The organism is Mesorhizobium sp. BE184, from assembly GCF_031457045.1.
Taxonomy (GTDB): domain Bacteria; phylum Pseudomonadota; class Alphaproteobacteria; order Rhizobiales; family Rhizobiaceae; genus Mesorhizobium.
Map to the genome: position 1 here is coordinate 733,739 of NZ_JAVDVU010000002.1, position 21,132 is coordinate 754,870.

The following is a 21,132-nucleotide window of genomic DNA, read 5'->3' on the forward strand; positions in this document are numbered from 1 at the left end:
CCGGCAGTTCAGGCCTTTGCCGCTTGCCGGATGGCGGTGGACGACAGCGACGAGCGCGGCCCGTGGATGAAGGTCCAGGCCGGCGCTTTCATGCGGGCAAGCAGCGGAGCGTCCCCCTCGTCGACCCGGGCATAGTCGAAGGTCTTGGCGACCACCGAGGACAGGAACGACAATGTCGCGCCCGGCCGGTCTATGACGGCAATTGGAAACGTCAGCATGATCTGGCGCCAGCGTTGCCAGCGATGGAAATCGCGCAGCGAATCCGCCCCCATGATCCAGACGAACTCGACACCGGGATTCTTCGCGCGCACCAGTTCGAGCGTGTCGGCGGTGAAGCGAACATGATGCGCCGCCTCGAAGGCCGTGACCTTGATGCGCGGGTCCTCGGCGATCTTTTTCGATCCCTCGATGCGCTCCGCGAGCGGCGCCAGTTCCCGCGTCGATTTCAGCGGATTGCCGGGCGTTACCATCCACCAGAGCTGGTCGAGCGCCAGCCGCCGCAATGCGATCTCGGCCACCAGCGCGTGACCGGCATGCGGCGGGTTGAACGAACCGCCGAACAGACCGACCTGCATGCCCTTCTCGACGTAAGGCATGCGAAGGTAGTGATCAGGAACGTCATGAGAAATCATTCGGCCGGCCACTCGCCTTCGGGCCAATCGCGTGCGCCGTGGATGACGCGCAAGATATTGAGCGTCTCATCCGTCAGGGAGTAGGCGATGATGTAGGGTGTCTGTCGAACATGCCATTCATAGGTTCCGCTTACCCGCCCCATGCGGCCCGCCGGCGTTTCAGCCAAGAGATCGACAGCTGCCTCAATCCTGTCGAGGACCAGATGCGCCGACTTGGGCGCATCGAATCCGATATGGGCGATCGCCTCGTCGAGGTCGTCTAACGCATCGCGCGACCAGCCCACGCGCGGCATCAACGCTTTTGGACGCGATCGATCGTTGCACGCAGGCGCTTCATTGCCTCTTCATGGGGAACGGTCCTGCCTGCCTCTATATCAGCCAGCCCCCGCTTGATGCCCTGGACGATCGCAAGTTCGCGCTCGACATAGTTGGCTATGGCCTCACCGGCCAGGAAGGACTTTGTTCGCCGTGTGTGCTGCGCCAGTTCCTCGAGGCGGGACTTGGTCGCGCTGTCGAGGCGAACGGTGACGGTCTCGGATTGTGTTCCCATGTACACAATATAGCACAACAGGCCGGACAGGCAACTACGCCCGCACCTGCCCGCTGCCCCGCACTCGGTACTTGAACGAGGTGAGTTGCTCGACGCCGACCGGTCCGCGCGCATGCATCTTGCCGGTGGCGATGCCGATCTCGGCGCCCATGCCGAACTCGCCGCCATCGGCGAACTGCGTCGAGGCATTGGCGAGCAGGATCGCCGAATCGATTTCGTTGAAGAAGCGCTCCACGGCTTTTTCATCCTCGGCGACGATCGCCTCGGTGTGATGCGAGGAGAAGGTCTCGATGTGCCCGATCGCTTCGCCGACGCCGTCTACCAGCTTCACCGCGATGATGGCGTCGAGATATTCGGTGATCCAGTCGGCGTCGGTCGCCGGGCTTGCATCGGCAAAGGCCCCGAGCACCTCGGCGTCGGCATGGATCTCGCAGCCGGCTTCACGCAGCGCCTCCAGGATCGGCACCAGATGCGTCGAGGCGACGGCGCGGTCGACCAGCAGTGTCTCGGCCGCCCCGCAGACGCCGGTCCGGCGCATCTTGGCGTTGACGGCGATCTCCTTCGCCATCTCCAGCTTCGCGGATTTGTCGATATAGAGATGGCAGATGCCTTCGAGATGGGCGAACACCGGGACGCGCGCCTCGGTCTGCACGCGCTCGACCAGGCTGCGGCCGCCGCGCGGCACGATGACGTCGATATTGCCGGAAAGGCCCTTCAGCATTTCGCCGACGGCGGCGCGGTCGGTCACCGGCACCAGTTGGATCGCGTCCTCGGGAATGCCGGCGGCTTTCAACCCTTCCACCAGGCAGGAATGAATGGCGGCGGATGAATTGATCGAGTCCGAGCCGCCGCGCAGGATCACCGGGTTTCCCGCCTTGAGGCAGAGGGCGCCGGCGTCCGCCGTCACATTGGGACGGCTTTCATAGATCACGCCGATGACGCCGAGCGGCGTGCGCACACGCTCGATATGGAGCCCGTTCGGCCGGTCCCATGCCGCGATCACATTGCCAACGGGGTCAGGCAGGGCCGCCACGGCGCGCACGCCATCCGCCATGGCGCGGATGCGCGCCGGATCGAGCTTCAGCCTGTCCAGGAACGAGCCAGCCAGGCCCGCCTCCTCGCCATTCTTCATGTCGATGGCGTTCGCCAGAAGGATTTCCGCCTGATTGCGCATCAGCGCGTCAGCCATGGCGACCAGCGCCGTGTTCTTGGATTGCGTGGTGGCGACAGCCAGTGGCCGCGCGGCAGCGCGGGCTCGCTGGCCGAGATCGGCCATAAGCGCCGCGGTATCGTTCGGGGATTTTTCATGCAGTTTCAGCATGGCTCATCCTTCGCTTGTCTGTCCGGCACGGCCGGCATGGTTCACCACGAGATCGTCGCGGTGGATCATTGCGGAGCGCGCCTCATAGCCGAGCACGGTTTCGATTTCGGCCGTCTTCAAGCCTGCGATCCTTACGGCATCGGCGGCGTCGTAGGCAACCAGCCCGCGCGCGATCTCGCGGCCCTCGGGCGACAGGATGGCCACCGTGTCTCCACGGCCGAAGCTGCCGCTGACCAGCTTGACGCCGGCCGGCAGCAGCGATTTGCCCGACAACAGCGCGCCCACGGCGCCGGCATCGACGGTGAGCCGGCCCGCCGGTTCGAGTTGCCCGGCTATCCAGGTCTTGTAGCCCTTGACCGGCTGCTCGCTGGGGCGGAACCAGGTGTGGCGCTCGCCGCGCTCGATCGCCATCAGCGGCGACAGCCGCGTGCCGGCGGTGATGATCATCGCCGTGCCGGCGGCGGTTGCGATCTTGCCGGCGTCCAGCTTGGTGCGCATGCCGCCGCGCGACAGTTCCGAAGCGGCGGCGCCCGCCATCGCCTCGATGTCCGGCGTGATGCGGTCGACGACCGGGATGAATTTGGCTTCCGGGTCGCGCGCCGGAGGGGCGGTGTAAAGACCGTCGATGTCGGAAAGCAGCACCAGCAGATCCGCGCCCATCATGGTGGCGACGCGGGCCGCCAGCCGGTCGTTGTCGCCATAGCGGATTTCCGATGTGGCGACCGTGTCGTTCTCGTTGATGACCGGCACCGCCTTCATCTTCAGCAGGGTCGAAATCGTGGCGCGCGCATTCAAATAGCGGCGGCGTTCCTCGGTATCGCCGAGCGTCAGCAGGATTTGTCCGGACTTGAGCTTTTGGCTGCCCAGTGCGTCTGACCATGCGCCGGCGAGCGCGATCTGCCCGACCGCCGCAGCCGCCTGGCTTTCCTCCAGCTTCAACGCCTTCTTGCCGAGGCCGAGAATGGTGCGGCCGAGCGCGATGGCGCCGGACGAGACGACGAGGATTTCCGCGCCGCCGGCCGCGAGTTCGCCAACGTCCATGGCCAGCGATCGCAGCCAGTCGCGCTTCAGGCCGCTGGCGCGATCGACCAGCAGCGCGGAACCGATCTTGACGGTGATGCGGCGGTAGGCTCGCAGGGAAAGGGGGGCCCCGGACAGCGTATCCATGACGGTTATTTCACCCACCGGTCATCCTGGACCGGCACTTTCTCGACCCTCGCTTCCTCGACCACCGCCATCAACGCTCGCAACACCGCCTCTACGCCCTCGCGGGTCACCGCGGAGAGCAGCATGGGTGCCCTGCCACAGGCGCGTTTGAGCGATGCGATCTTCTTCTTGCGCTCGTCGGCATCCAGCGTATCGATCTGGCTGAGCGCCACGATCTCGGCCTTGTCGGCCAGGCCATGGCCATAGGCCTCCAGCTCGCCGCGCACGGTCTTGTAGGCCTTGCCCGGATTTTCCTCCTGCGCGGAGACCAAGTGCAACAGCACGCGGGTGCGCTCGACATGACCGAGGAAGCGGTCGCCGATGCCGACGCCCTCATGCGCGCCCTCGATCAGGCCGGGAATGTCGGCGATGACAAACTCGCGCGCGTCGATGCGGGCGACGCCGAGGCCGGGATGCAGCGTCGTGAACGGATAGTCGGCGATCTTCGGCTTGGCCGCCGTCACCGCCGCCAGGAACGTGGACTTGCCGGCATTGGGCAGGCCGACCAGCCCGGCATCGGCGATCAGCTTCAGCCGCAGCCAGATGTTCATTTCGTCGCCCGGCAGTCCGGGGTTCGCCCGCCTCGGCGCCTGATTGGTCGAGGTCTTGAAATGCTGGTTGCCGAAGCCGCCATTGCCGCCCTTGGCCAACAGGAAGCGCTGACCGACCACGGTCAGGTCACAGATCAGCGTCTCATTGTCCTCGGCAAAGACCTGCGTGCCGGCCGGAACCTTGAGCGTCACGTCGGCGCCCTTGGCGCCGGTCATGTTGCGGCCCATGCCGTGGACGCCGGTCTTTGCCTTGAAATGCTGCTGGTAGCGGTAGTCGATCAGCGTGTTCAGCCCGTCGACCGCTTCGAGCCAGACATCCCCCCCGCGGCCGCCATCGCCGCCATCCGGCCCGCCGAATTCGATGAACTTCTCGCGCCGGAACGAAACCGACCCGGCGCCGCCGTCGCCGGATCTCACATACACTTTGGCCTGGTCGAGGAATTTCATCGGACTGTGCGGTTGCCGCTGCTAAGGATTTCGTGAAAGTGCTCTATCCTATGGCGCGCCACAGGGCGAGAGCGGAAACGGCGGATTTGGCGCCGCTTTGGTGGAGATATCGCAATGCGGGTGGTCAGTTACAACATCCAGTACGGCATCGGCCTCGATGGGCGCTACGATATCGCCCGCATCGCCGATGCGGTGCGCGGCGCCGATGTGATCGCGCTGCAGGAGGTTTCCCGCAACAATCCCAACAATGGCGGCCGCGACATGGTCGCCGAGCTCGGTGAAGCGCTGCCTGATTACTTTTTTGTCTACGGCGCCAATTTCGAAGCCAATATGGGTTCGTATCTGAAGGCTGGCCGGGCCGTTACCACAACGTTCCAGTTCGGCAACATGATCCTGTCGAAGACGCCGATCCAGTTGTCGCGCAACCTGCTTCTCCCGCGCAGCCGCTCTTTCGAGGCGATGAATTTCCAGCGCGGCGCGCTGGAAGCGCTGGTCGAAACGCCGCTCGGCTATGTTCGCTTCTATTCCATTCATCTCGACCATCGCGGGCCGCTTGAACGTGCGCGGCAGATCCGCTTCCTGCGCGAGCGCGTGCTTGGCTATCCGCTCGAAGGGGGCGGCATTTCCGGCCTGTCGGAGATCGGCATGCCGGAACCGCCAACGCCGGAGGCTTTTGTTCTGGCGGGCGACTTCAACATGCTGCATGGCGCGCCGGAATATATCGAGCTGGCCGGCACGCCGGACCACGAATTCGGCATGCCGATGACGGCCGACCTCGCCGTCGACGCGGCCGTCCGCCTCGATGCGGCCGGCGACGATCTCGTCACCTGGGTCGATCCGCTGCGCCCCGAGGACGCCAGCCGTCACAAGCGCATCGACTATATCTTCACCAGCGCCTCGCTCGCCGCTTCGCTCAAGCGCTATTGGGTTGATCGCAAGGCGGTCGGCTCCGATCATATGCCGGTGTGGTTGGAACTGGGATAGCGCTCCACGCACCCACAAAGCGACCTGGCATACGGGGCGCCCCTCACCCAGCCTCCGCTTCGCTCGGCAACCCTCTCCCCGAGGGGAGAGGTAGGGGTCGATGGCGATTGCCTCCTCTCCCCAGCGGGGAGAAGGTGGCCGCGTAGCGGCCGGATGAGGGGGCGATCCCTATTCCGTAGCCCTGCCATAGTAATATCGCTCAAAAATGCACCCAGTTCCGCAGTGACGTCCAGGTCTTGCGGTCGAGCCTGTAACGCTCCACCGGCACCTGCCCCGCGACGATGGAGTTCAGCATGCCCTGACCGGCATACTGGAAACCGCATTTGTGGATGACGCGCCGCGACGACGGATTGATCACCCGCGTCGAGGCATGCAGCACCTGTATGCCGGTGCGGGTGAAGGCGAGGTCGACCAGCGCGTGCGCGGCCTCGGTCGCATAACCCTGCCGCCAGTACGGCTCGCCGATCCAGTAGCCGAGTTCCAGCCCGCGATCTGTGGTGTTGAGCCCTGCGCAGCCGATGAAGGCGCCGCTGTTTTTGAGGGTCAGCGCGTAGGCGACGCCGGAGCGGCGTCCCTGCGCCGCCGCCAGGAAGGCGCGAGCCTCGTCAGGGCCGTAGGGATGCGGCATCCGCGCCAGCATTTCGGCAACGTGGCGGTTGTCGGCAAGCTGCACCAGATCGGCGATGTCGGCCTCGCAGGGCGCACGCATCACCAGCCGCTCGGTGACGAGCGTGGGACAGTCTATCGCGTAACTTTCGTCTTCCGTGTCTTCCGCTTCGGCAACCATTTGACGTCCTCCAGGCAAAGAAAAAGGGGAGATGGCCACCCATCTCCCCTGATCCTTTTCCTGGCTGCGCCAGACACCGGTTCCCGAGATGGGGCGCCGGTGTTGTAGTGCGGAACCGGCTACTCCGCGGCCTTCTGCATCGGGTTGACCGATACGTAGGTTCGGCCGTTGGCTTTCTTCGAAAAGGCGACTGCGCCGGCTTCAAGCGCGAAAATGGTGTGGTCCTTGCCAAGCCCGACATTGGTGCCCGGATGCCACTTGGTGCCGCGTTGACGCACGATAATGTTGCCGGCGCGAACAGCTTCGCCGCCGAACTTCTTCACGCCAAGGCGCTTGGATTCGGAATCGCGACCGTTGCGCGACGAACCGCCAGCTTTCTTGTGTGCCATCTTATTGCTCCTTTGCGCCCCTTCGGGCGCCTGCGATGCTTATGAACGCGTTCGCGTTCCGTTTCAAGTCCGGTCGGTCAGGGTTGCTGACAAATTATTTTGCCAGTTCCCTGGCCTGTTCGCGCCAATCCTTGATCTGGTCGGTGCTGAACGGCATCGACGCGTCGATCTTCTCGGCGTCGGCGTCGGTGAGCTTGGCAAGCTGGGCGAAAGTGGTGATACCCTGCTCGTTCAGATCCTTGGCGGCAACCGGGCCGATGCCCTTGATGACCGTGAGATCGTCGCCCTTGCCCTTCGGCGCCTTGAACAGCGGCGCCGCGGCGGCGGCCTTGGTGCTGTCGTCAGCTTCCGCGGCCTTTGCCTTCTTCGGGGCGGCTTCGGTCTTCTCGGCCTTCGCCTCGGCCTTGGCTTCCGGCTTCGCCGCCGCCTTCTTCGACGGCTTGGCGCCATCCAGCAGGATCTCGGAGATACGCACGGTGGTCAGAAGCTGGCGGTGGCCGATCTTGCGGCGGGAATTCTGCCGGCGGCGCTTCTTGAAAGCGATGACGGTGCGATTCTTGCCCTGCTCGACGACTTCGGCGGTGACAAGCGCGCCGCTGACGAAGGGCGCGCCAAAGGTGACGTTGTCGCCTTCGCCATGCGCCAGAACCTGGCCGATTTCGACGATATCGCCGACCTGGCCTTCGACTTTTTCGATCTTCAGGAGATCGTTGGCGGCAACGCGATACTGCTTGCCGCCCGTTTTGATGACTGCGAACATTTTTTGCCTTTCGCTGTTCGGTCGGCCTTGCGGATCGCTGGTCTCACGGGGAGCAGGGCGGTCCGGCCGTCTTTTTGTCAGTCTGCGGGTTCAATAAACAAGCGGCGCGGAAAGCTTCCCACGCCGATTGCGCGCCGTCCCTAACCGAAGGTCATGCCCGAGTCAAGGCAAGGCACCCGTTCGGCGATCCGGAACGGCAGATTGGGCCCAGATTAGGCCTTGTGTCCCAGCCTTGCAGTCGTTATCTAGTCGCCGCGCCGGCAACGGCGGACCCGCGACCCCGGAGAGGTGGCAGAGTGGTCGAATGCACCGCACTCGAAATGCGGCATGGGTGCAAGCCCATCGGGGGTTCGAATCCCTCCCTCTCCGCCAGTTTCCTTATCGCTACCAGTTCGCTTCGATCACGGCTCCCATGCTCGGCCTGACCGGCCAGCGGACAGTCGTCGGCTTGGCTCCGAGTTCGAACTCCATCCTTCATCTGCTAGCTGTCGCATCCCTGACGCCAATATTGTAGAGATGACTGATCGCTTCGGTGGAGACTCCGCAGCCGGTCAATAGCGTCAAGCAGAAGAGAGGGATTCATGGCCAGGACAACCAAAGAAACCGCCGAGCCGGCCTCGGCGCCGATTTTCACGCCCGCCCCGGCGGCCAAGGCACAGGCGACGCGTTCGCGGATCATCGCCTTGGTGCTGTGGGCGGTCGCGATTGCACTCGAATTGGTCGCCATCTTCTGGCTGCTGCGGCCGTCGTTCGACGAATTGGCCGCCAGTCATGGCTTTCCGCAGTGGCGGTGGTGGACACTTCTCGGGTTCATCGCCGTCATTGGCTTACTCGCGATCATCGGCTCGCAGCTTTGGAAGAGCGCGAATCGTCACGATCCCGCTTCCAGGAACGAGCCTGTGAGGTTCTTCATTCAGAACCAGCTCGGAGCCTTTATTGCGCTTCTGGCTTTCCTGCCGCTGATCATCCTGATCTTCACCAACAAGGATATGAACCAGCAGCAGAAGGGGATAGCAGGCGCTGCCGGCATTGTCGTCGCGCTCGCGGCGGTCGCGCTCGGCATCGACTTCAAGCCGTTGTCGCAGGAACAGGCAGTCGTCGAGTCCCAGGTGGTGACACAACTCGTCGGCGAGGACCATGTGTGGTGGAGCGCAGGCGGTAACGTCGTCCACCTGTGCGAGGGGGCGTCGGATCTTCAGAATGCCAAGACCCAGCTTTCGAACGGCCCCATCGCCGACGCTTTGGCGCAGGGCAAGCTGGGCATTACCCTCAAGCTGGACACTGAACTTGCCCAGTGCGGGCTGCCGGTGCCCGCAAACCTTGCCGACATCGAACAATGGGTCCGGACCGCACGGGGAGAGCAACCGGCCGCCTAGGAAAGCCGCGTTCTCGGACATAGGGAGGGCGACGAACGTAGATTTGAGTCTCATTCCGGTTCGTCGCTCTCCGCCCGCTACTCCAATCCTTGTGCTGAACCTGTCACGGGTCCGGCGCCGCTGCAGCCATTCATGGTTGCCCCCGTTCATGCTACAACATCAGGGCAAGCCGGCGCGGCCGAACATTTCGGCGGCGCGCCGGAACCCCTTTGTCAGTCATCGCATTTCTGCATTGAACGGAGAGGTGTTGTTCCATGATCGACGACAAGCAGGATCGTATCCGCAAACGCGCTCATGCGATCTGGGAAAATGAAGGCAGGCCCGACGGAGCCCACGAACGCCACTGGCACCAGGCCGCGACCGAGATCGATGCCGAAAAGACGAAGTCCATCGCTTCTTCCAAAAAGTCGCCGGCACGGGCAAAGGCGGCTACGAAGCCTGCAGGCAAATCCGCGGCTTCAGCTAAGGCGGCGAAACCGCGCAAAGGCTGACGCCGACAGCGCGGACACAAAAACGACAGGCCGCCTCGAGGACGGACTACCCTATCGTGCGCTCCAGCATGCTCACCCAGTTCTTCCAGGCGATCTTTTCGATCAGAGCAGTGCCGTAGCCGTGCTTGGCGAACGCCTCGATCAGCCGCGGCAGGCCGGCGGCGTCGCCGATCTCCGGCGGGATCGGGGCGCCATCGAAATCCGAGCCCAGGCCGACACCATCCTCGCCCAGCGCTTCCAGCAGGGCATCGATGTGGCGCACCATCATCTCGATGTTTGCCCCGCCAGCGCCGGGACCTTTCGGGTTGAGGAAGCCGGTGGCGAAGTTCAGCCCGACCATGCCGCCGGTGTCCCGGATCGCGCCGAGCTGCCAGTCGGTCAGATTGCGGGCATGGGCGCAGATGGCATGGACGTTGGAATGCGTCGCCACCAGTGGCGCATCCGTCAGCGCCGCCACATCGCGGAAACCCTTTTCATTGAGATGCGACAGGTCGATCAGGATTTTCAATTCGTTGCAGGCCTTGACCAGCGCCTTGCCGGCGTCCGTCAGCCCGTCGCCGGTATCGGGCGAGGAAGGATAGCGGAAGGGGACGCCCTGGCCGAAGGCGTTAGGCCGGCTCCAGACGATGCCGAGCGAGCGCAGGCCGGCGGCGTGCAGCACTTCCAGCGCATCCAGCCTGGGGTCGATCGCCTCCGCGCCTTCGATATGGAAGATCGCCGCCATCATATCGTTGTGCATCGCGGCGCTTACCTCAGCGGCGCTGCGGCAGATTTTGAGCGCCCCTGCCCGGTCCAGTTCGAGCAGGATGGCGGCCATGGCGAAGGTAAAGCCGCGCGCCGCTTCCAGCGGCAGTTCCGGCGGCAGGGGTTCATCGACGCTGAGCGCGCTGGAAGCCGTGGCCCGGCGCTGTTCCAGCGGCGGCGGGAAGATCGCAAACATGCCGCCGGCCAGGCCGCCCTTGCGTGCCCGCGGCAGGTCGATGTGCCAGCTGGCCGGCGCGCCATCGACGAAAAGCCCGACCTTGTCGGCTTGCGAGTTTGCGTAAAGCTTAAGCAGCGTATCGTTGTGGCCGTCGAAGACGGGAACCCGTTTTTGGTCTGACATTATTGGCTTTCAGTCTTCAAGGCTGCCGCTGAGTCGCAGGATTTTACGCTAACCTAGGCGGGTATGCCTCGCTCTGCAAAGGCTAGAACAGCGATTGGGCTTGTTGGCTGGCGCGCTTCGGTGCTGAAAGGCGCAGTAATCGGGAACACCAATATGGCCAATACACTTTACGACGCGCTTTTCCGTCCCCATGAACAGTACGAGGCGCGTTCCTGGCGCTGAAGGACGGGCGCGAGCCCAGCCATGCGCAGTTCATCCGCATGACCGCACGCTTTGCCAACGCACTGTCGGCCGGGCCAAGGACCTGATCATCTCGGGCGGCTACAACATCTATCCGAAAGAGGTGGAACTGCTCCTCGATGCTCTGCCGGGCGTCGAGGAATCGGCGGTGGTCGGCATCCCGCATGCCGATCTCGGCGAGGCGGTGGTCGGCGTCGTCAAGGCGCGTCGGGATAATCAAGTGGAAGAGGAGGCGCTACTCGCCGCCATCCGCGACCAGCTCGCCCGCTTCAAGCAGCCGCGCGCATCTTCGTCATCGATGAACTGCCCCGCAACACGATGGGCAAGGTGCAGAAGAACCTGCCAGGGAACGCTACAAGGGCGTTTTCGCGTAGGCCGGGCTGGTCGTTCTGGCTAGGCCAGCCCCGCAGGCATCAGGACATCTTGTCCAGTTTCTTCTGCATGGCGGCGATCTGCTCTTTCAGCTCCTGAAGATCGTCGGCCTTCCCCGGCGCTTCCGGCTCCTGCGCATCGGGCGCGGCATTGGTGTTCCCGGCCGGTGGAAACGGCGTGAACATGCGCATGGCGTTCTGGAACATCTCGACATTGCGGCGCGTCTGTTCTTCCAGCGCCTTCATCGGCGTCGCCATCTTCATCATGTCCATCGGCGTCTTGCCGATGGCCGACTTCATCTGCTCGCGAAACCGCTCCTGCTCCTTGGAGAAGGCGACCATCGACTGCTCGAGGAAACTCGGCACGATCATCTGCATCTGGTCGCCGTAGAAGGCGATGAGCTGGCGGAGGAACGGGATCGGCAGCATGTTCTGCCCTTCCTTGTTCTCCAGCTCGAAAATGATCTGCGTCAGCACCGGATGGGTGATGTCGTCGCCGGTCTTGGCGTCCTGGACGGTGAACTCCTCGCCCTTCTTGACCATTTCGGCCAGGTCTTCGAGGGTGACGTAAGTGCTGGTCCCGGTGTTGTAGAGACGCCGGTTGGCGTATTTCTTGATCACCACCGGTTCGTCTTTCGCAGCCATCATAATCCTCCCCCGGACACCGGCGCGTAAGCCGTCGCTAATATAACGATCCAGGAAAGGATATGCGCAAAGCCGTCACAATTCCAAGCGGTTTGTGCAGTGCGGGATTTTTCCAACGTTTTCTGCGCTGCGAAATGCCGCGCAGCATTTTCCGGGGCCGGCTCGCCGGCGCCGGACGGCTTCCATTTCCGGTTTGACAGCCGGGCAGGAACGGGCAAAGTCTCGTTAAGTCCGAGAAACTGACAGAAGTCTGGAGAAGAATATGCCCGCTTCCAACGCCATCGTCGTAGCCAGTGCCGCGCGAACGCCCGTCGGCTCTTTCAACGGGTCGTTCGCCGCGACACCGGCCCATGAACTCGGCGCGGTGGTGATCCGCGAGCTTCTGGCGCGGGCCGGGGTCGAGCCGCATGAAGTGGACGAAGTCATTCTCGGCCAGGTGCTGACGGCCGCGCAGGGCCAGAACCCGGCGCGCCAGGCATCGATGAACGCCGGACTGCCCAAGGAGACCACCGCCTGGAGCCTCAACCAGGTCTGTGGCTCGGGCCTGCGGGCCATCGCGCTTGGCATGCAGCAGATCGCAGCGGGCGACGCCAGGATGATCGTCGCCGGCGGGCAGGAATCCATGTCGCTGTCGCCGCATGCCCAGCACCTGCGCGCCGGGATCAAGATGGGCGACACCAAGTTGATCGACACGATGATCAAGGACGGGCTGTGGGATGCCTTCAACGGCTATCACATGAGCAACACCGCCGAGAATGTCGCCAGGCAGTTCCAGATCACCCGCGACGATCAGGACGCGTTCGCGCTTGCCTCGCAGAACAAGGCGGAGGCGGCGCAGAAGGCCGGACGGTTCAAGGACGAGATCGTCGCCGTGACACTCAAGGGCAGGAAGGGCGATACGGTCATCGACCAGGACGAATATATCCGCCATGGCGCAACCATCGATGCCATGACCAAGCTGAAGCCCGCCTTCGACAAGGACGGCACGGTGACAGCCGGCAACGCCTCCGGCATCAATGACGGCGCCGCCGGCGCCCTGCTGATGACGGAAGCCGAGGCGGTGCGGCGCGGCATCACCCCGCTGGTGCGCATAGCCTCGTGGGCGACGGCGGGCGTCGATCCGGCGATCATGGGGACCGGGCCGATCCCCGCCTCGCGCAAGGCGCTGGAAAAGGCGGGCTGGTCAGTGGGCGACCTCGATCTGGTCGAAGCCAACGAGGCCTTCGCCGCGCAGGCTTGCGCCGTCAACAAGGACATGGGCTGGAACCCCGATATCGTCAACGTCAATGGCGGGGCAATCGCCATCGGCCACCCGATCGGCGCCTCCGGCGCCCGCGTCTTCAACACGCTGGTGCATGAGATGAAGCGGCGCGGCGCGAAGAAGGGCCTCGCCACGCTGTGCATCGGCGGCGGTATGGGCGTGGCGATGTGTGTGGAAGCGATGAACTGAACGGCAGTCGGAATTAGGCAGTCGGCAGTCGGAAAAGAACGGAAAACGACTGCCCATTGCCGATTGCCAACTGCCGACTTACCACGAGGGAGGGAGAACTCATGTCCAAGGTAGCAATCGTCACGGGCGGGTCGCGCGGCATCGGCGCCGCGATCTCGGTCGCGCTTAAAAATGCCGGCTATTCCGTTGCGGCGAACTATGCCGGCAATGACGAGGCGGCGCAGAAATTCACCGCCGAGACCGGCATCAAGACCTACAAATGGTCTGTCGCCGACTATGAGGCATGCGCCGCCGGCATCAGCCGGGTCGAGGCGGATCTCGGTCAGGTCTCCGTGCTGGTCAACAATGCCGGCATCACCCGCGACGCGATGTTCCACAAGATGACGCCGCAGCAGTGGAAAGAGGTGATCGACACCAACCTCACCGGCGTGTTCAACATGACCCATCCGCTGTGGAGCGGCATGCGCGACCGCAAGTTCGGTCGTGTCATCACCATCTCCTCGATCAACGGCCAGAAGGGTCAGATGGGGCAGGCGAACTATTCGGCTTCCAAGGCCGGCGACATCGGCTTCACCAAGGCGTTGGCGCAGGAAGGCGCGCGCGCCGGCATTACCGTCAACGTCATCTGCCCCGGCTACATCGCCACCGACATGGTGATGGCGGTGCCGGACAAGGTGCGCGAATCCATCATCGCCCAGATTCCGATAGGCCGCCTCGGCGAGCCCGAGGAAATCGCACGCTGCGTCGTGTTCCTCGCTTCCGAGGAAGCTGGTTTCATCACCGGTTCGACGCTCACCGCCAACGGCGGGCAATATTTTACGTAGGCAGATTGATTTAAAACGGGCCTTTCCCGGCCCGTTTCGCGTGATCGTCAGATCAAAAAGGCTAAACCAGACCGCGCTTGACCAGCATCGCCTCGGGCGAGGGCATCTTGCCGCGGAACGCCTTGTACAGTTCTTCGGGGTCCTTCGAGCCGCCGGCTGCGTAGATATTCTTGCGCAGCCTCTCGGCCAGCATCGGGTTGAACGGATCGCCGGTTTCCTCGAAGGCCGAGAATGCATCGGCATCCAGCACCTCCGACCACATGTAGGAATAGTAACCGGCCGAATAGCCGTCGCCGGCGAAGACATGGCCGAATTGCGGGGTGCGGTGGCGCATGGCGATGGTGTCGGGCATGGCGAGTTCGCGCAAAGTCTCGGCCTCGAAGGCGAGCGGCTCGGCCGGGGCATCGGCCCTGGCGTGGTAGGCCATGTCCATAAGCGCCGACGAAGTGAATTCCACGGTCAGGAAGCCGGCATCGAAGGTGCGCGCCGCCAGCATCTTGTCGAGGAGTTCCTTCGGCATCGGCTTGCCTGTCTTGACGTGCAGCGCGTGCTTTTCCAGCACCGCCGGAACCGTCAGCCAATGTTCGTAGAGCTGTGACGGCAACTCGACGAAATCGCGGCTGACCGAGGTGCCGGCAACGGAAGGCCAGGTGACGTCTGTCAGCATCCCATGCAAGGCGTGGCCGAATTCGTGGAACAGCGTCCGCGCCTCGTCGACCGAGAGCAGCGCCTTCTCACCGGCCGGCGGCTTGGCGAAATTCATGATGTTGTAGATGATCGGCGTGGAGCCGTGTCCCAGCCTGTAGCCGGATCGCAGCGAACTCATCCAGGCGCCGGACCGTTTCGAGGGCCGGGCGAAATAGTCCGCCAGGAAAAGCCCGCGCTCGGAGCCGTCGGCATTCCTGACGACGAAGGCGCGGGCGTCCGGATGCCAGAGCGGGATGCCCTTCTTTTCCTTGATCGTAATGCCGAACAACCGGTGAGCCACATCGAAGCAGGCGTCGATGATCCGGTCGAGCTGCAGATAGGGCTTCAGTTCGGCGTCATCGAAGGCAAATTTCTGCGCCCGCAGTTTTTCCTGGTAGTAGCGCCAGTCCCAGGCCGAAAACTTTTCGTTGCTGCCGGCGTCGGCTGCCAGCTTTTCCATCTGCGTCTGGTCGCCACGGGCCTTCTCGAGCGCCTTTTCCCACACGGGATCGAGCAGCGCGTGGACTGCTTTCGGCGTCTTCGCCATGGTGTCGTCGAGTTTCAGCGCCGCGTAGCTTTCATAGCCCAAGAGCTTGGCCTTCTCCGCGCGACGTTCCAGCATATCGCGGACGACCGCGGTGTTGTCGGTGGCGCCGCCATTCTGGCCGCGCATGGTGAAGGCGCGCCAGGCGGCCTCGCGCAGATCGCGCCGCTCCGAGAAACACGAAAACGGCTCGTAGATCGACCGCGACAGCGTCACCGCATAGCGGCCCTTCTGGCCGCGCAGTTCGGCCGCCTCGGCCATGGCACTTTTCAGGAAGTCAGGCACCCCGGCAAGGTCGGCCTCGTCGAGGTACAGCGCCCATTCGCTCTCGTCGGCCAGCAGGTTCTGGCCGAATGTCGTGCCGAGCGAAGAAAGCTCCTCGTTGATCGCCGCCAGCCGCTTCTTGCCCTCGGCATCCAGTCTGGCGCCCGACCGGACGAAGCCCTTCCAGGTCTTTTCAAGGACACGCAGGGTTTCGGGGTCGAGGCCGAGACTGGCGCGGCGCTGATACAGGTCGTCAATGCGGGCAAACAGCGCCTCGTTCATGGAAATGGCGGAGAAATGCCGTGACATCTTCGGCGCGATTTCGCGTTCCAGCGCCCGGATCGTCTCATTGGTGTGCGCGCCGGCACGGCACCAGAAGATCGCGGAGACGCGGTCCAGCGCCTCGCCGCCGAGTTCCAGCGCCGCCAGCGTGTTTTCGACGGTCGCCTTGTCCTTGCTGTTGGCGATCTGCTCGATCTCGGCCTCATGCGCTCTCAAGGCCATGTCGAAAACCGGACCGAAATCGCCATCGTCTATCCGTTCGAAATCGGGAAGGCCGAGCGGGCCGTTCCATGCGGTCAGCGGATGCGAGGCGAGGTCGGGAGATTTGGACATTGGGAAGGACTTTCAGGTGACAGGGCTTGGCAATCGCGGGCCGCAACCGATGTAGGATGATGCGCCGCGCTCGGCAACCTCACCGATCAGAAGCTGTCGCAGTTTTCGGCGACCGTCGCCTGGGTGCTGGCGGCGACGTGGTAGCCTTCGATGGTGAACGTTTCCTGCATCATGATGTCGTTGGCTGGAAAGTCGTAGCATGCGGTCACGGTCGTGACGCCAGCCTCTTGGCTGTCTATCCTGTGCCGTATCGCAGCGCCCGCGACCGCGCCTTCCCACGCATCCATCGAAGCGATGAATTCGTCCTTGCTCTGCTCGATGCCGAGATCGTCGAGCCGGATACGGGCGTTCTCGGCAAGAAGCTCGGAAAGGACCGCGCGATCGGCCGTGAGCAGGGCGCCATACCATTTACCGATGACCGCCGCGTCATCCGCGCGTACCGGACCTGCTGCCGCAAGCAGCACGATCGACAGGTAAAGGAGGCGCGGCAGCGCGGGAGCCCTCGCCGCAGCCTATGACGGTTCGACGCCGAACAGAAGATGTCAGTCGATTTCGGGCTTTTCGAAATCGCCGGTCTGCGTGTTCATTGCCCACAATTCGCCGGTGGAGATGTCGAACCAGGCGCCGTGAAGCGCCAGCCGGCCCTTGCCTTCCAGGATCGAGATGCAGGGAAACGTCCGCAGATTGGCGATCGAATAGCGGATGGAGATACGCTCGAGCGCGGTATGACGCTCGCCGGCTGTCATCATCGTCGATGCCGAAACGGTTTCGGCAGCCGGGCCGATCAGGCTCATCCATTTGCCGATGAAGTCACCGGGCGACAGCGGGGATGAAGCCGGATCGAGCGCCGCCTTTATGCCGCCGCAGCGGCCATGGCCCATGACGACGATGTTCTTGACCTTGAGGACCTGGACCGCGAATTCGAGGGCAGCTGAAGTGGAATGGAACTCGCCATCGGGTGCGTAGGGCGGCACGAGGTTGGCCACATTGCGGACGACGAACAATTCGCCCGGCCCGGCGTCGAAGATGACTTCGGGCGCCGAACGGGAATCGCAGCAGGCAATGATCATGCTTTCCGGCGTCTGTCCCTCGCGGGCCAGCGACCGGTAGCGGCTGCCTTCCGTGACATAGCGACCGGTTATGAAATTGCGGTAGCCGGTGAGGAGGTGTTCGGGCAAATGAGGCATCGGCGGCTATTAAGGCGAAAAGTGCGTGCCGATCAATCCTGAATCGTGCAGGCCTTGATCCGGACAAGCGGTGACGACACCATCGAGCCGTGCTCACGCCCAGATGGCGATTGGAACGCCAAGGCCGTCCTTCATGGGCGGATCCGGAAAGGAGACGGCGTCGCCATCGGCGATGCGCCGCGCTATCGCAGTCATCGCCGTGGCGTCGAGGAAGTCATCGGTCCCAGCTCCACGTGGCGGCGGCATGTCGAGAAAGGCGCGATCATAGCCACAACGGCCAAGCAGCGCCTTGCGCTCTTCCATCCCCGAAGGATTGACGGCGCCTTTGATTTTCTTCGGCAACTGCATCGCCCTGCCGCCATTGAGCCGCCAGAACGCAACTTCCGGGTGGGACTCGAAGATGCGGGTCCGCAGGTCCGGCCGGGCGATCAGCAGGGCGTCGATCTCACGGATCCTGGCGAACAAACCGAAAGCCTGAATGGATACGCCGCGCGGCGGGTCGGAGGTCGCCCTGGCGACGAGGCTTGCTCGCCGATGCGCGGCATACCAGGTTTCGATGTCCGTGAAGGCATCTGCCTCAGCGTAGATTGCCGCGCGCGATGGAATGGCAAAGACGCTCGACTGCCGCGCGCCGAGAAGCGGGCGCACCAGAATTTCGGGTCCACGCCCGCTGCGTCCGCAGGTTTCCGGAAGACCGATCGGCATGTCGACCGCGACGATGGCGTCATCCGGCAGCGTCGCGATCAATTCGGCGAAGACGGGAAACACGGCAGTCGTGGGAGGATCGTCGCCTTCATGGCGTACCATTATCCATCCGGCCTTGCAGCCATCCACACCAGCCAGCGTTGGAGCCATGCCCATCCCGCCAGTCTAAGCCAGCTTGTTGCGGCCTGGATGCAGCAGATGGCGGAGTTGAACCATGGCCATGGGATGCGAGAGGCTTTGAGCGTCCGTTTCAAGCTGCAGTTCGTCGCCGCCGCGCTTGGCGGTGCGGGCGAGAATTTCGTACACGGCGGCGGTGGTGGTTTGCAGCGCCTTGGCCGGCGGTTGGCCCGACATGATACGCGCCAGGTAGATTGCGGCGGTCAGGTCACCCAGCCCGTTGGGCGGCCGCGCGATCACCCGGTGTTCGGCAAGCAGCGCATGGCTGGAATCGAGCAGCAGATTGCCGGTGCCGCCAGCCATCATCGACTGCGCCGACGTGACCAGCATCGTCGGTGGTCCGGCGTGAAGCGCGGCGGCGATGGTGGATTTCAGATCCGGCAGTTCCAGACCCGTCAGCCATTCAAGTTCGTAGCGGTTCGGCGTCGCAATATCGGCGAGCGGAATCAGTCTGTCGCGGAGCGCGATCGCCGTTGGCTCGGGGACATAAAGTCCGTCGGAATCTCCGAGGACCGGATCGCAGATATAGAGGGATGCAGGGTTCCTCGTCTTCACTGCCCGGACCAGACCCGCCACGGCGTCGGCCTGGGATGCGTCGCCGAGGTAACCCGAAAGCACCGCGCCGACTTCACCCAGCCATGGCGCGCGTTCAAGGTCGGCCATCAACGCGGTAAATTGTTCCGCCGGCGGAACGATCCTTGTCGCCCGCCCATGTCCGGGGTGCCATGGCAGGATCACAGTGGGTACCGCCCATACCGGAAAACCGAGACATTCCAGGGCGAAAACGGCAGCGCGGTTGCCGACCGATCCGCGCGCAACATGACTGGAAACAACAATGACGGCGCGCGGGGCGTCGGTGGTTTCGGCGCTCATTCTCAAGCCTTATCCCCGGTTGAAAATAAAATAGACCAGCCACGCCAGCATGGCGACCGCGAGCAGGAGTCCGAGGGCTCTGCCAATGCGCGTTCCCCAATATTCTATTTTGTCGGCAGGGTCGACATCGGCGGCGGCGACATGATTGTGCGCACCCTTCGCCGCCTTGCCCAGAAGCGAGCCGGCAGGATCGGTCTCGCGCTGAATGCGCTCGAGAATGCGGCGCGATTCCCGTTCATCGTCGCTGCGTCCAGCCATCACGAATCCTCCTTGAAAGAACCAGTGTAGAGGGTTGCAGGCGTCTGTCACGTGGGCTCTACCGGATGCAACGGGGGTCATTTCCTTGCGCGTGGTTTGTGCTAAAGCTTCGCACTACAGTCCACGAGGAAAACAGTCATGCTCGCCGCGCGTCATTCTTCGCTTCCGTCGCTTCGCAGTCTTTTGTCGTTCCTGACACTGGCGGTTCTGCTGCCGCTGCTCGCCGGTTGCGGCTACAACACCATTCCGACCGCCGAGGAAAACGCCAAGGCGGCCTGGAGCGAAGTGCTGAACCAGTATCAGCGCCGCGCCGATCTCATTCCCAATCTCGTCGAGACGGTGAAGGGATACGCGTCGCATGAGCAGGACACTCTACAGGCCGTGGTCGAAGCGCGCGCCAAGGCAACGCAGGTGACGGTGACGCCGGAGACACTTTCGGACCCCGAGGCCTTCAAAAAGTTCCAGGACAGCCAATCCGGCCTGACCAGCGCGCTGTCGCGCCTGCTCGCCATCACCGAGAACTATCCCGACCTCAAGGCCAACCAGAACTTCCTTGCGCTGCAGGCGCAGCTCGAAGGCACCGAGAACCGCATCGCCGTTGCGCGCCGCGACTACATCCAGGCGGTCCGCGACTACAATCTGACCCTGCGGACCTTCCCCTCGGTGATCTGGGCGACGCTGTGGTTCCGCGGCAACCAGCCGTTCCAGACCTTCACGATCGAGCAGGACAAGATGGAGACGCCGAAGGTCGATTTCGGCACCGGCGCCAAGCAGGGCGGTTGAGTATTCGCGTGCATCCGTGACAGCCATGCCGGATAGCTTCGACTGGCGATTTTCGCCCTTGCTTCATTACAGGAGAAGGATGCCCGTCGGCATTCGGCTGATGGCGTTCGCGCTGGCTTGCCTCCTTTTTCCGCTTGTCGCATTCGCGCAGGACCTGCCGAAGCTGACAGGGCGGGTCGTCGACAATGCCGGCATTATCGACGCCGCCACCGAGGTACTGCTTACCCAGAAGCTGGCCGACTTCGAAAAGAAAGGATCCGACCAGATTGTCGTCGCCACTGTCGACAGCCTAAACGGCGAAGAGATCGAGCCCTACGCCAACCGCCTGTTCCGTGACTGGGGTCTCGGCCAGGCGGGCGAGGACAATGGCGCGCTGCTTCTGGTTGCGAAGAACGACCGCAAGATGCGCATCGAGGTCGGCTACGGCCTGGAAGGCACGCTGACCGACCTGCATACGAAGCTGATCATCGAAAACGACATGGTGCCGGCATTCCGCGCCGGAGACTTCTCCGGCGGTATATCGAAGGCCGTTGATGACATGATCATGGTGCTGGAAGGCAATCCCGAGGAGCTGGAGGCGCGCGGCAAGCGCAACCCCGACACATCCATCGATCCCGATGCCATCATCTTCTTCATTTTCATCGCCATCTGGCTCACCATTTTCTTCGGCAGCTTCGCCATGGCCATCCTGCCGCCGATCCTGGGCACGAAGATCGCACCGGGCCGGTACAGGTGGCTGGGCATGACCTTCGACACCAATAGAAAGCGCTCCTCTTCCGGCGGCGCGTGGACCACAGGCGGCGGTGGTTGGTCGTCCGGCGGCGGCGGCTGGTCTTCGGGCGGTGGCGGCGGCGGCTTTTCGGGCGGTGGCGGCTCGTCCGGCGGCGGCGGATCTTCGGGGAGCTGGTGA

At 63.6% G+C, this 21,132-nt stretch carries 24 protein-coding genes, 1 tRNA gene and 1 pseudogene; 9 read left to right on the forward strand and 17 right to left on the reverse strand.

Annotated elements, in window-relative coordinates; all coding sequences use genetic code 11:
• Window positions 1–8: 8 nt before the first annotated feature.
• The 6 genes from J2X35_RS11645 to obgE are packed head-to-tail and all read right to left on the reverse strand — an operon-like array spanning window position 9 to window position 4,707.
• Window positions 9–596, reverse strand: a complete 588-nt coding sequence (locus J2X35_RS11645) for a nicotinate-nucleotide adenylyltransferase (RefSeq protein WP_310186133.1) — start codon at window positions 594–596, stop codon at window positions 9–11.
• 32 nt (window positions 597–628) lie between these two features.
• Window positions 629–925, reverse strand: a complete 297-nt coding sequence (locus tag J2X35_RS11650) for a type II toxin-antitoxin system RelE/ParE family toxin (protein WP_310185525.1) — start codon at window positions 923–925, stop codon at window positions 629–631.
• Window positions 925–1,182 carry a CopG family ribbon-helix-helix protein gene (locus J2X35_RS11655; RefSeq protein ID WP_056113601.1) on the reverse strand — a complete coding sequence of 86 codons (258 nt, stop codon included), beginning with the start codon at window positions 1,180–1,182 and terminating at the stop codon, window positions 925–927. Before J2X35_RS11655 ends, J2X35_RS11650 begins: the two co-directional genes overlap by 1 nt.
• Before the next feature lie 34 nt (window positions 1,183–1,216).
• Window positions 1,217–2,503 (reverse strand): glutamate-5-semialdehyde dehydrogenase, encoded by a 1,287-nt coding sequence (locus J2X35_RS11660; protein WP_310185527.1) that lies wholly within the window; start codon window positions 2,501–2,503, stop codon window positions 1,217–1,219.
• A gap of 3 nt (window positions 2,504–2,506) precedes the next feature.
• Entirely contained in the window at window positions 2,507–3,670 is a 1,164-nt protein-coding gene (proB, locus tag J2X35_RS11665; RefSeq protein ID WP_310186135.1) for a glutamate 5-kinase, read from the reverse strand.
• 5 nt (window positions 3,671–3,675) lie between these two features.
• A complete protein-coding gene (obgE, locus tag J2X35_RS11670; protein ID WP_310185529.1) occupies window positions 3,676–4,707 on the reverse strand; it encodes a GTPase ObgE in 1,032 nt (343 codons plus the stop codon).
• Window positions 4,708–4,821: 114 nt separating this feature from the next.
• Between obgE and J2X35_RS11675 the strand changes: the two genes are divergently transcribed.
• Window positions 4,822–5,691, forward strand: a complete 870-nt coding sequence (locus tag J2X35_RS11675) for an endonuclease/exonuclease/phosphatase family protein (protein ID WP_310185530.1) — start codon at window positions 4,822–4,824, stop codon at window positions 5,689–5,691.
• A gap of 199 nt (window positions 5,692–5,890) precedes the next feature.
• Here J2X35_RS11675 and J2X35_RS11680 read toward each other — a convergent pair whose 3' ends face one another.
• The 3 genes from J2X35_RS11680 to J2X35_RS11690 form a co-directional block, all read right to left on the reverse strand.
• A complete protein-coding gene (locus J2X35_RS11680; RefSeq protein WP_310185531.1) occupies window positions 5,891–6,478 on the reverse strand; it encodes a GNAT family N-acetyltransferase in 588 nt (195 codons plus the stop codon).
• Between the two features lie 119 nt (window positions 6,479–6,597).
• Window positions 6,598–6,867 carry a 50S ribosomal protein L27 gene (gene rpmA / locus J2X35_RS11685; protein ID WP_056113584.1) on the reverse strand — a complete coding sequence of 90 codons (270 nt, stop codon included), beginning with the start codon at window positions 6,865–6,867 and terminating at the stop codon, window positions 6,598–6,600.
• 94 nt (window positions 6,868–6,961) lie between these two features.
• On the reverse strand, window positions 6,962–7,627 hold the full coding sequence (locus J2X35_RS11690) for a 50S ribosomal protein L21 (RefSeq protein ID WP_056113582.1): 666 nt from the start codon (window positions 7,625–7,627) through the stop codon (window positions 6,962–6,964).
• A 282-nt stretch (window positions 7,628–7,909) separates the two neighbouring features.
• Between J2X35_RS11690 and J2X35_RS11695 the strand changes: the two genes are divergently transcribed.
• The 3 genes from J2X35_RS11695 to J2X35_RS11705 all read left to right on the forward strand — a co-directional run bounded on the left by J2X35_RS11695 (window position 7,910) and on the right by J2X35_RS11705 (window position 9,494).
• Window positions 7,910–7,999 (forward strand) — tRNA-Ser (locus J2X35_RS11695).
• A 209-nt stretch (window positions 8,000–8,208) separates the two neighbouring features.
• Entirely contained in the window at window positions 8,209–9,003 is a 795-nt protein-coding gene (locus tag J2X35_RS11700; RefSeq protein WP_310185534.1) for a hypothetical protein, read from the forward strand.
• Between the two features lie 254 nt (window positions 9,004–9,257).
• Window positions 9,258–9,494 (forward strand): DUF2934 domain-containing protein, encoded by a 237-nt coding sequence (locus tag J2X35_RS11705; RefSeq protein WP_310185536.1) that lies wholly within the window; start codon window positions 9,258–9,260, stop codon window positions 9,492–9,494.
• Between the two features lie 46 nt (window positions 9,495–9,540).
• Here J2X35_RS11705 and J2X35_RS11710 read toward each other — a convergent pair whose 3' ends face one another.
• Entirely contained in the window at window positions 9,541–10,599 is a 1,059-nt protein-coding gene (locus J2X35_RS11710) for a dipeptidase (RefSeq protein ID WP_310185538.1), read from the reverse strand.
• Between the two features lie 286 nt (window positions 10,600–10,885).
• Between J2X35_RS11710 and J2X35_RS11715 the strand changes: the two are divergent.
• A pseudogene (locus tag J2X35_RS11715) lies at window positions 10,886–11,213 on the forward strand (AMP-binding enzyme); the annotation flags it as partial.
• Window positions 11,214–11,252: 39 nt separating this feature from the next.
• Here J2X35_RS11715 and phaR read toward each other — a convergent pair.
• The gene (gene phaR / locus J2X35_RS11720; RefSeq protein ID WP_056113568.1) at window positions 11,253–11,855 is read right to left on the reverse strand and encodes a polyhydroxyalkanoate synthesis repressor PhaR; all 603 of its coding nucleotides are present in this window, start codon (window positions 11,853–11,855) and stop codon (window positions 11,253–11,255) included.
• Window positions 11,856–12,117: 262 nt separating this feature from the next.
• Here phaR and J2X35_RS11725 point away from each other — a divergent pair, with 262 nt between their 5' ends.
• Together J2X35_RS11725 and J2X35_RS11730 are read left to right on the forward strand one after the other, a co-directional pair.
• Window positions 12,118–13,305 carry an acetyl-CoA C-acetyltransferase gene (locus J2X35_RS11725; RefSeq protein ID WP_310185539.1) on the forward strand — a complete coding sequence of 396 codons (1,188 nt, stop codon included), beginning with the start codon at window positions 12,118–12,120 and terminating at the stop codon, window positions 13,303–13,305.
• 101 nt (window positions 13,306–13,406) lie between these two features.
• Window positions 13,407–14,129 carry a beta-ketoacyl-ACP reductase gene (locus J2X35_RS11730; protein ID WP_056113562.1) on the forward strand — a complete coding sequence of 241 codons (723 nt, stop codon included), beginning with the start codon at window positions 13,407–13,409 and terminating at the stop codon, window positions 14,127–14,129.
• 61 nt (window positions 14,130–14,190) lie between these two features.
• Here J2X35_RS11730 and J2X35_RS11735 read toward each other — a convergent pair whose 3' ends face one another.
• The 6 genes from J2X35_RS11735 to J2X35_RS11760 all read right to left on the reverse strand — a co-directional run bounded on the left by J2X35_RS11735 (window position 14,191) and on the right by J2X35_RS11760 (window position 19,439).
• The gene (locus J2X35_RS11735) at window positions 14,191–16,239 is read right to left on the reverse strand and encodes a M3 family metallopeptidase (RefSeq protein WP_310185540.1); all 2,049 of its coding nucleotides are present in this window, start codon (window positions 16,237–16,239) and stop codon (window positions 14,191–14,193) included.
• 86 nt (window positions 16,240–16,325) lie between these two features.
• Window positions 16,326–16,703 carry a nuclear transport factor 2 family protein gene (locus J2X35_RS11740; protein ID WP_310185541.1) on the reverse strand — a complete coding sequence of 126 codons (378 nt, stop codon included), beginning with the start codon at window positions 16,701–16,703 and terminating at the stop codon, window positions 16,326–16,328.
• Between the two features lie 78 nt (window positions 16,704–16,781).
• A complete protein-coding gene (locus J2X35_RS11745) occupies window positions 16,782–17,426 on the reverse strand; it encodes a carbonic anhydrase (protein ID WP_056113552.1) in 645 nt (214 codons plus the stop codon).
• A gap of 93 nt (window positions 17,427–17,519) precedes the next feature.
• Window positions 17,520–18,287: a DUF429 domain-containing protein gene (locus tag J2X35_RS11750; RefSeq protein ID WP_310185544.1), complete on the reverse strand. Its 768-nt coding sequence runs from the start codon at window positions 18,285–18,287 to the stop codon at window positions 17,520–17,522.
• Between the two features lie 9 nt (window positions 18,288–18,296).
• Window positions 18,297–19,181 (reverse strand): pyridoxal kinase PdxY, encoded by an 885-nt coding sequence (gene pdxY, locus J2X35_RS11755; RefSeq protein ID WP_310185546.1) that lies wholly within the window; start codon window positions 19,179–19,181, stop codon window positions 18,297–18,299.
• Window positions 19,182–19,190: 9 nt separating this feature from the next.
• Window positions 19,191–19,439, reverse strand: coding sequence for a hypothetical protein (locus J2X35_RS11760; RefSeq protein ID WP_310185548.1), 249 nt, complete (start codon window positions 19,437–19,439; stop codon window positions 19,191–19,193).
• A 138-nt stretch (window positions 19,440–19,577) separates the two neighbouring features.
• On the opposite strand from J2X35_RS11760, the gene J2X35_RS11765 reads away from it, so the two are divergent.
• Entirely contained in the window at window positions 19,578–20,222 is a 645-nt protein-coding gene (locus tag J2X35_RS11765; RefSeq protein WP_056113542.1) for a LemA family protein, read from the forward strand.
• Window positions 20,223–20,301: 79 nt separating this feature from the next.
• Window positions 20,302–21,132, forward strand: a complete 831-nt coding sequence (locus tag J2X35_RS11770; protein WP_310185550.1) for a YgcG family protein — start codon at window positions 20,302–20,304, stop codon at window positions 21,130–21,132.

What these genes read in the sequence shown, in the direction of transcription:
- J2X35_RS11645 (WP_310186133.1), bottom strand. Translation starts at nt 596, where the DNA reads ATGCCTTACGTCGAGAAGGGCATGCAGGTCGGTCTGTTCGGCGGTTCG.
- J2X35_RS11650 (WP_310185525.1), bottom strand. Translation starts at nt 925, where the DNA reads ATGCCGCGCGTGGGCTGGTCGCGCGATGCGTTAGACGACCTCGACGAG.
- J2X35_RS11655 (WP_056113601.1), bottom strand. Translation starts at nt 1,182, where the DNA reads ATGGGAACACAATCCGAGACCGTCACCGTTCGCCTCGACAGCGCGACC.
- J2X35_RS11660 (WP_310185527.1), bottom strand. Translation starts at nt 2,503, where the DNA reads ATGCTGAAACTGCATGAAAAATCCCCGAACGATACCGCGGCGCTTATG.
- proB (WP_310186135.1), bottom strand. Translation starts at nt 3,670, where the DNA reads ATGGATACGCTGTCCGGGGCCCCCCTTTCCCTGCGAGCCTACCGCCGC.
- obgE (WP_310185529.1), bottom strand. Translation starts at nt 4,707, where the DNA reads ATGAAATTCCTCGACCAGGCCAAAGTGTATGTGAGATCCGGCGACGGC.
- J2X35_RS11675 (WP_310185530.1), top strand. Translation starts at nt 4,822, where the DNA reads ATGCGGGTGGTCAGTTACAACATCCAGTACGGCATCGGCCTCGATGGG.
- J2X35_RS11680 (WP_310185531.1), bottom strand. Translation starts at nt 6,478, where the DNA reads ATGGTTGCCGAAGCGGAAGACACGGAAGACGAAAGTTACGCGATAGAC.
- rpmA (WP_056113584.1), bottom strand. Translation starts at nt 6,867, where the DNA reads ATGGCACACAAGAAAGCTGGCGGTTCGTCGCGCAACGGTCGCGATTCC.
- J2X35_RS11690 (WP_056113582.1), bottom strand. Translation starts at nt 7,627, where the DNA reads ATGTTCGCAGTCATCAAAACGGGCGGCAAGCAGTATCGCGTTGCCGCC.
- J2X35_RS11700 (WP_310185534.1), top strand. Translation starts at nt 8,209, where the DNA reads ATGGCCAGGACAACCAAAGAAACCGCCGAGCCGGCCTCGGCGCCGATT.
- J2X35_RS11705 (WP_310185536.1), top strand. Translation starts at nt 9,258, where the DNA reads ATGATCGACGACAAGCAGGATCGTATCCGCAAACGCGCTCATGCGATC.
- J2X35_RS11710 (WP_310185538.1), bottom strand. Translation starts at nt 10,599, where the DNA reads ATGTCAGACCAAAAACGGGTTCCCGTCTTCGACGGCCACAACGATACG.
- phaR (WP_056113568.1), bottom strand. Translation starts at nt 11,855, where the DNA reads ATGGCTGCGAAAGACGAACCGGTGGTGATCAAGAAATACGCCAACCGG.
- J2X35_RS11725 (WP_310185539.1), top strand. Translation starts at nt 12,118, where the DNA reads ATGCCCGCTTCCAACGCCATCGTCGTAGCCAGTGCCGCGCGAACGCCC.
- J2X35_RS11730 (WP_056113562.1), top strand. Translation starts at nt 13,407, where the DNA reads ATGTCCAAGGTAGCAATCGTCACGGGCGGGTCGCGCGGCATCGGCGCC.
- J2X35_RS11735 (WP_310185540.1), bottom strand. Translation starts at nt 16,239, where the DNA reads ATGTCCAAATCTCCCGACCTCGCCTCGCATCCGCTGACCGCATGGAAC.
- J2X35_RS11745 (WP_056113552.1), bottom strand. Translation starts at nt 17,426, where the DNA reads ATGCCTCATTTGCCCGAACACCTCCTCACCGGCTACCGCAATTTCATA.
- J2X35_RS11750 (WP_310185544.1), bottom strand. Translation starts at nt 18,287, where the DNA reads ATGGGCATGGCTCCAACGCTGGCTGGTGTGGATGGCTGCAAGGCCGGA.
- pdxY (WP_310185546.1), bottom strand. Translation starts at nt 19,181, where the DNA reads ATGAGCGCCGAAACCACCGACGCCCCGCGCGCCGTCATTGTTGTTTCC.
- J2X35_RS11760 (WP_310185548.1), bottom strand. Translation starts at nt 19,439, where the DNA reads ATGGCTGGACGCAGCGACGATGAACGGGAATCGCGCCGCATTCTCGAG.
- J2X35_RS11765 (WP_056113542.1), top strand. Translation starts at nt 19,578, where the DNA reads ATGCTCGCCGCGCGTCATTCTTCGCTTCCGTCGCTTCGCAGTCTTTTG.
- J2X35_RS11770 (WP_310185550.1), top strand. Translation starts at nt 20,302, where the DNA reads ATGCCCGTCGGCATTCGGCTGATGGCGTTCGCGCTGGCTTGCCTCCTT.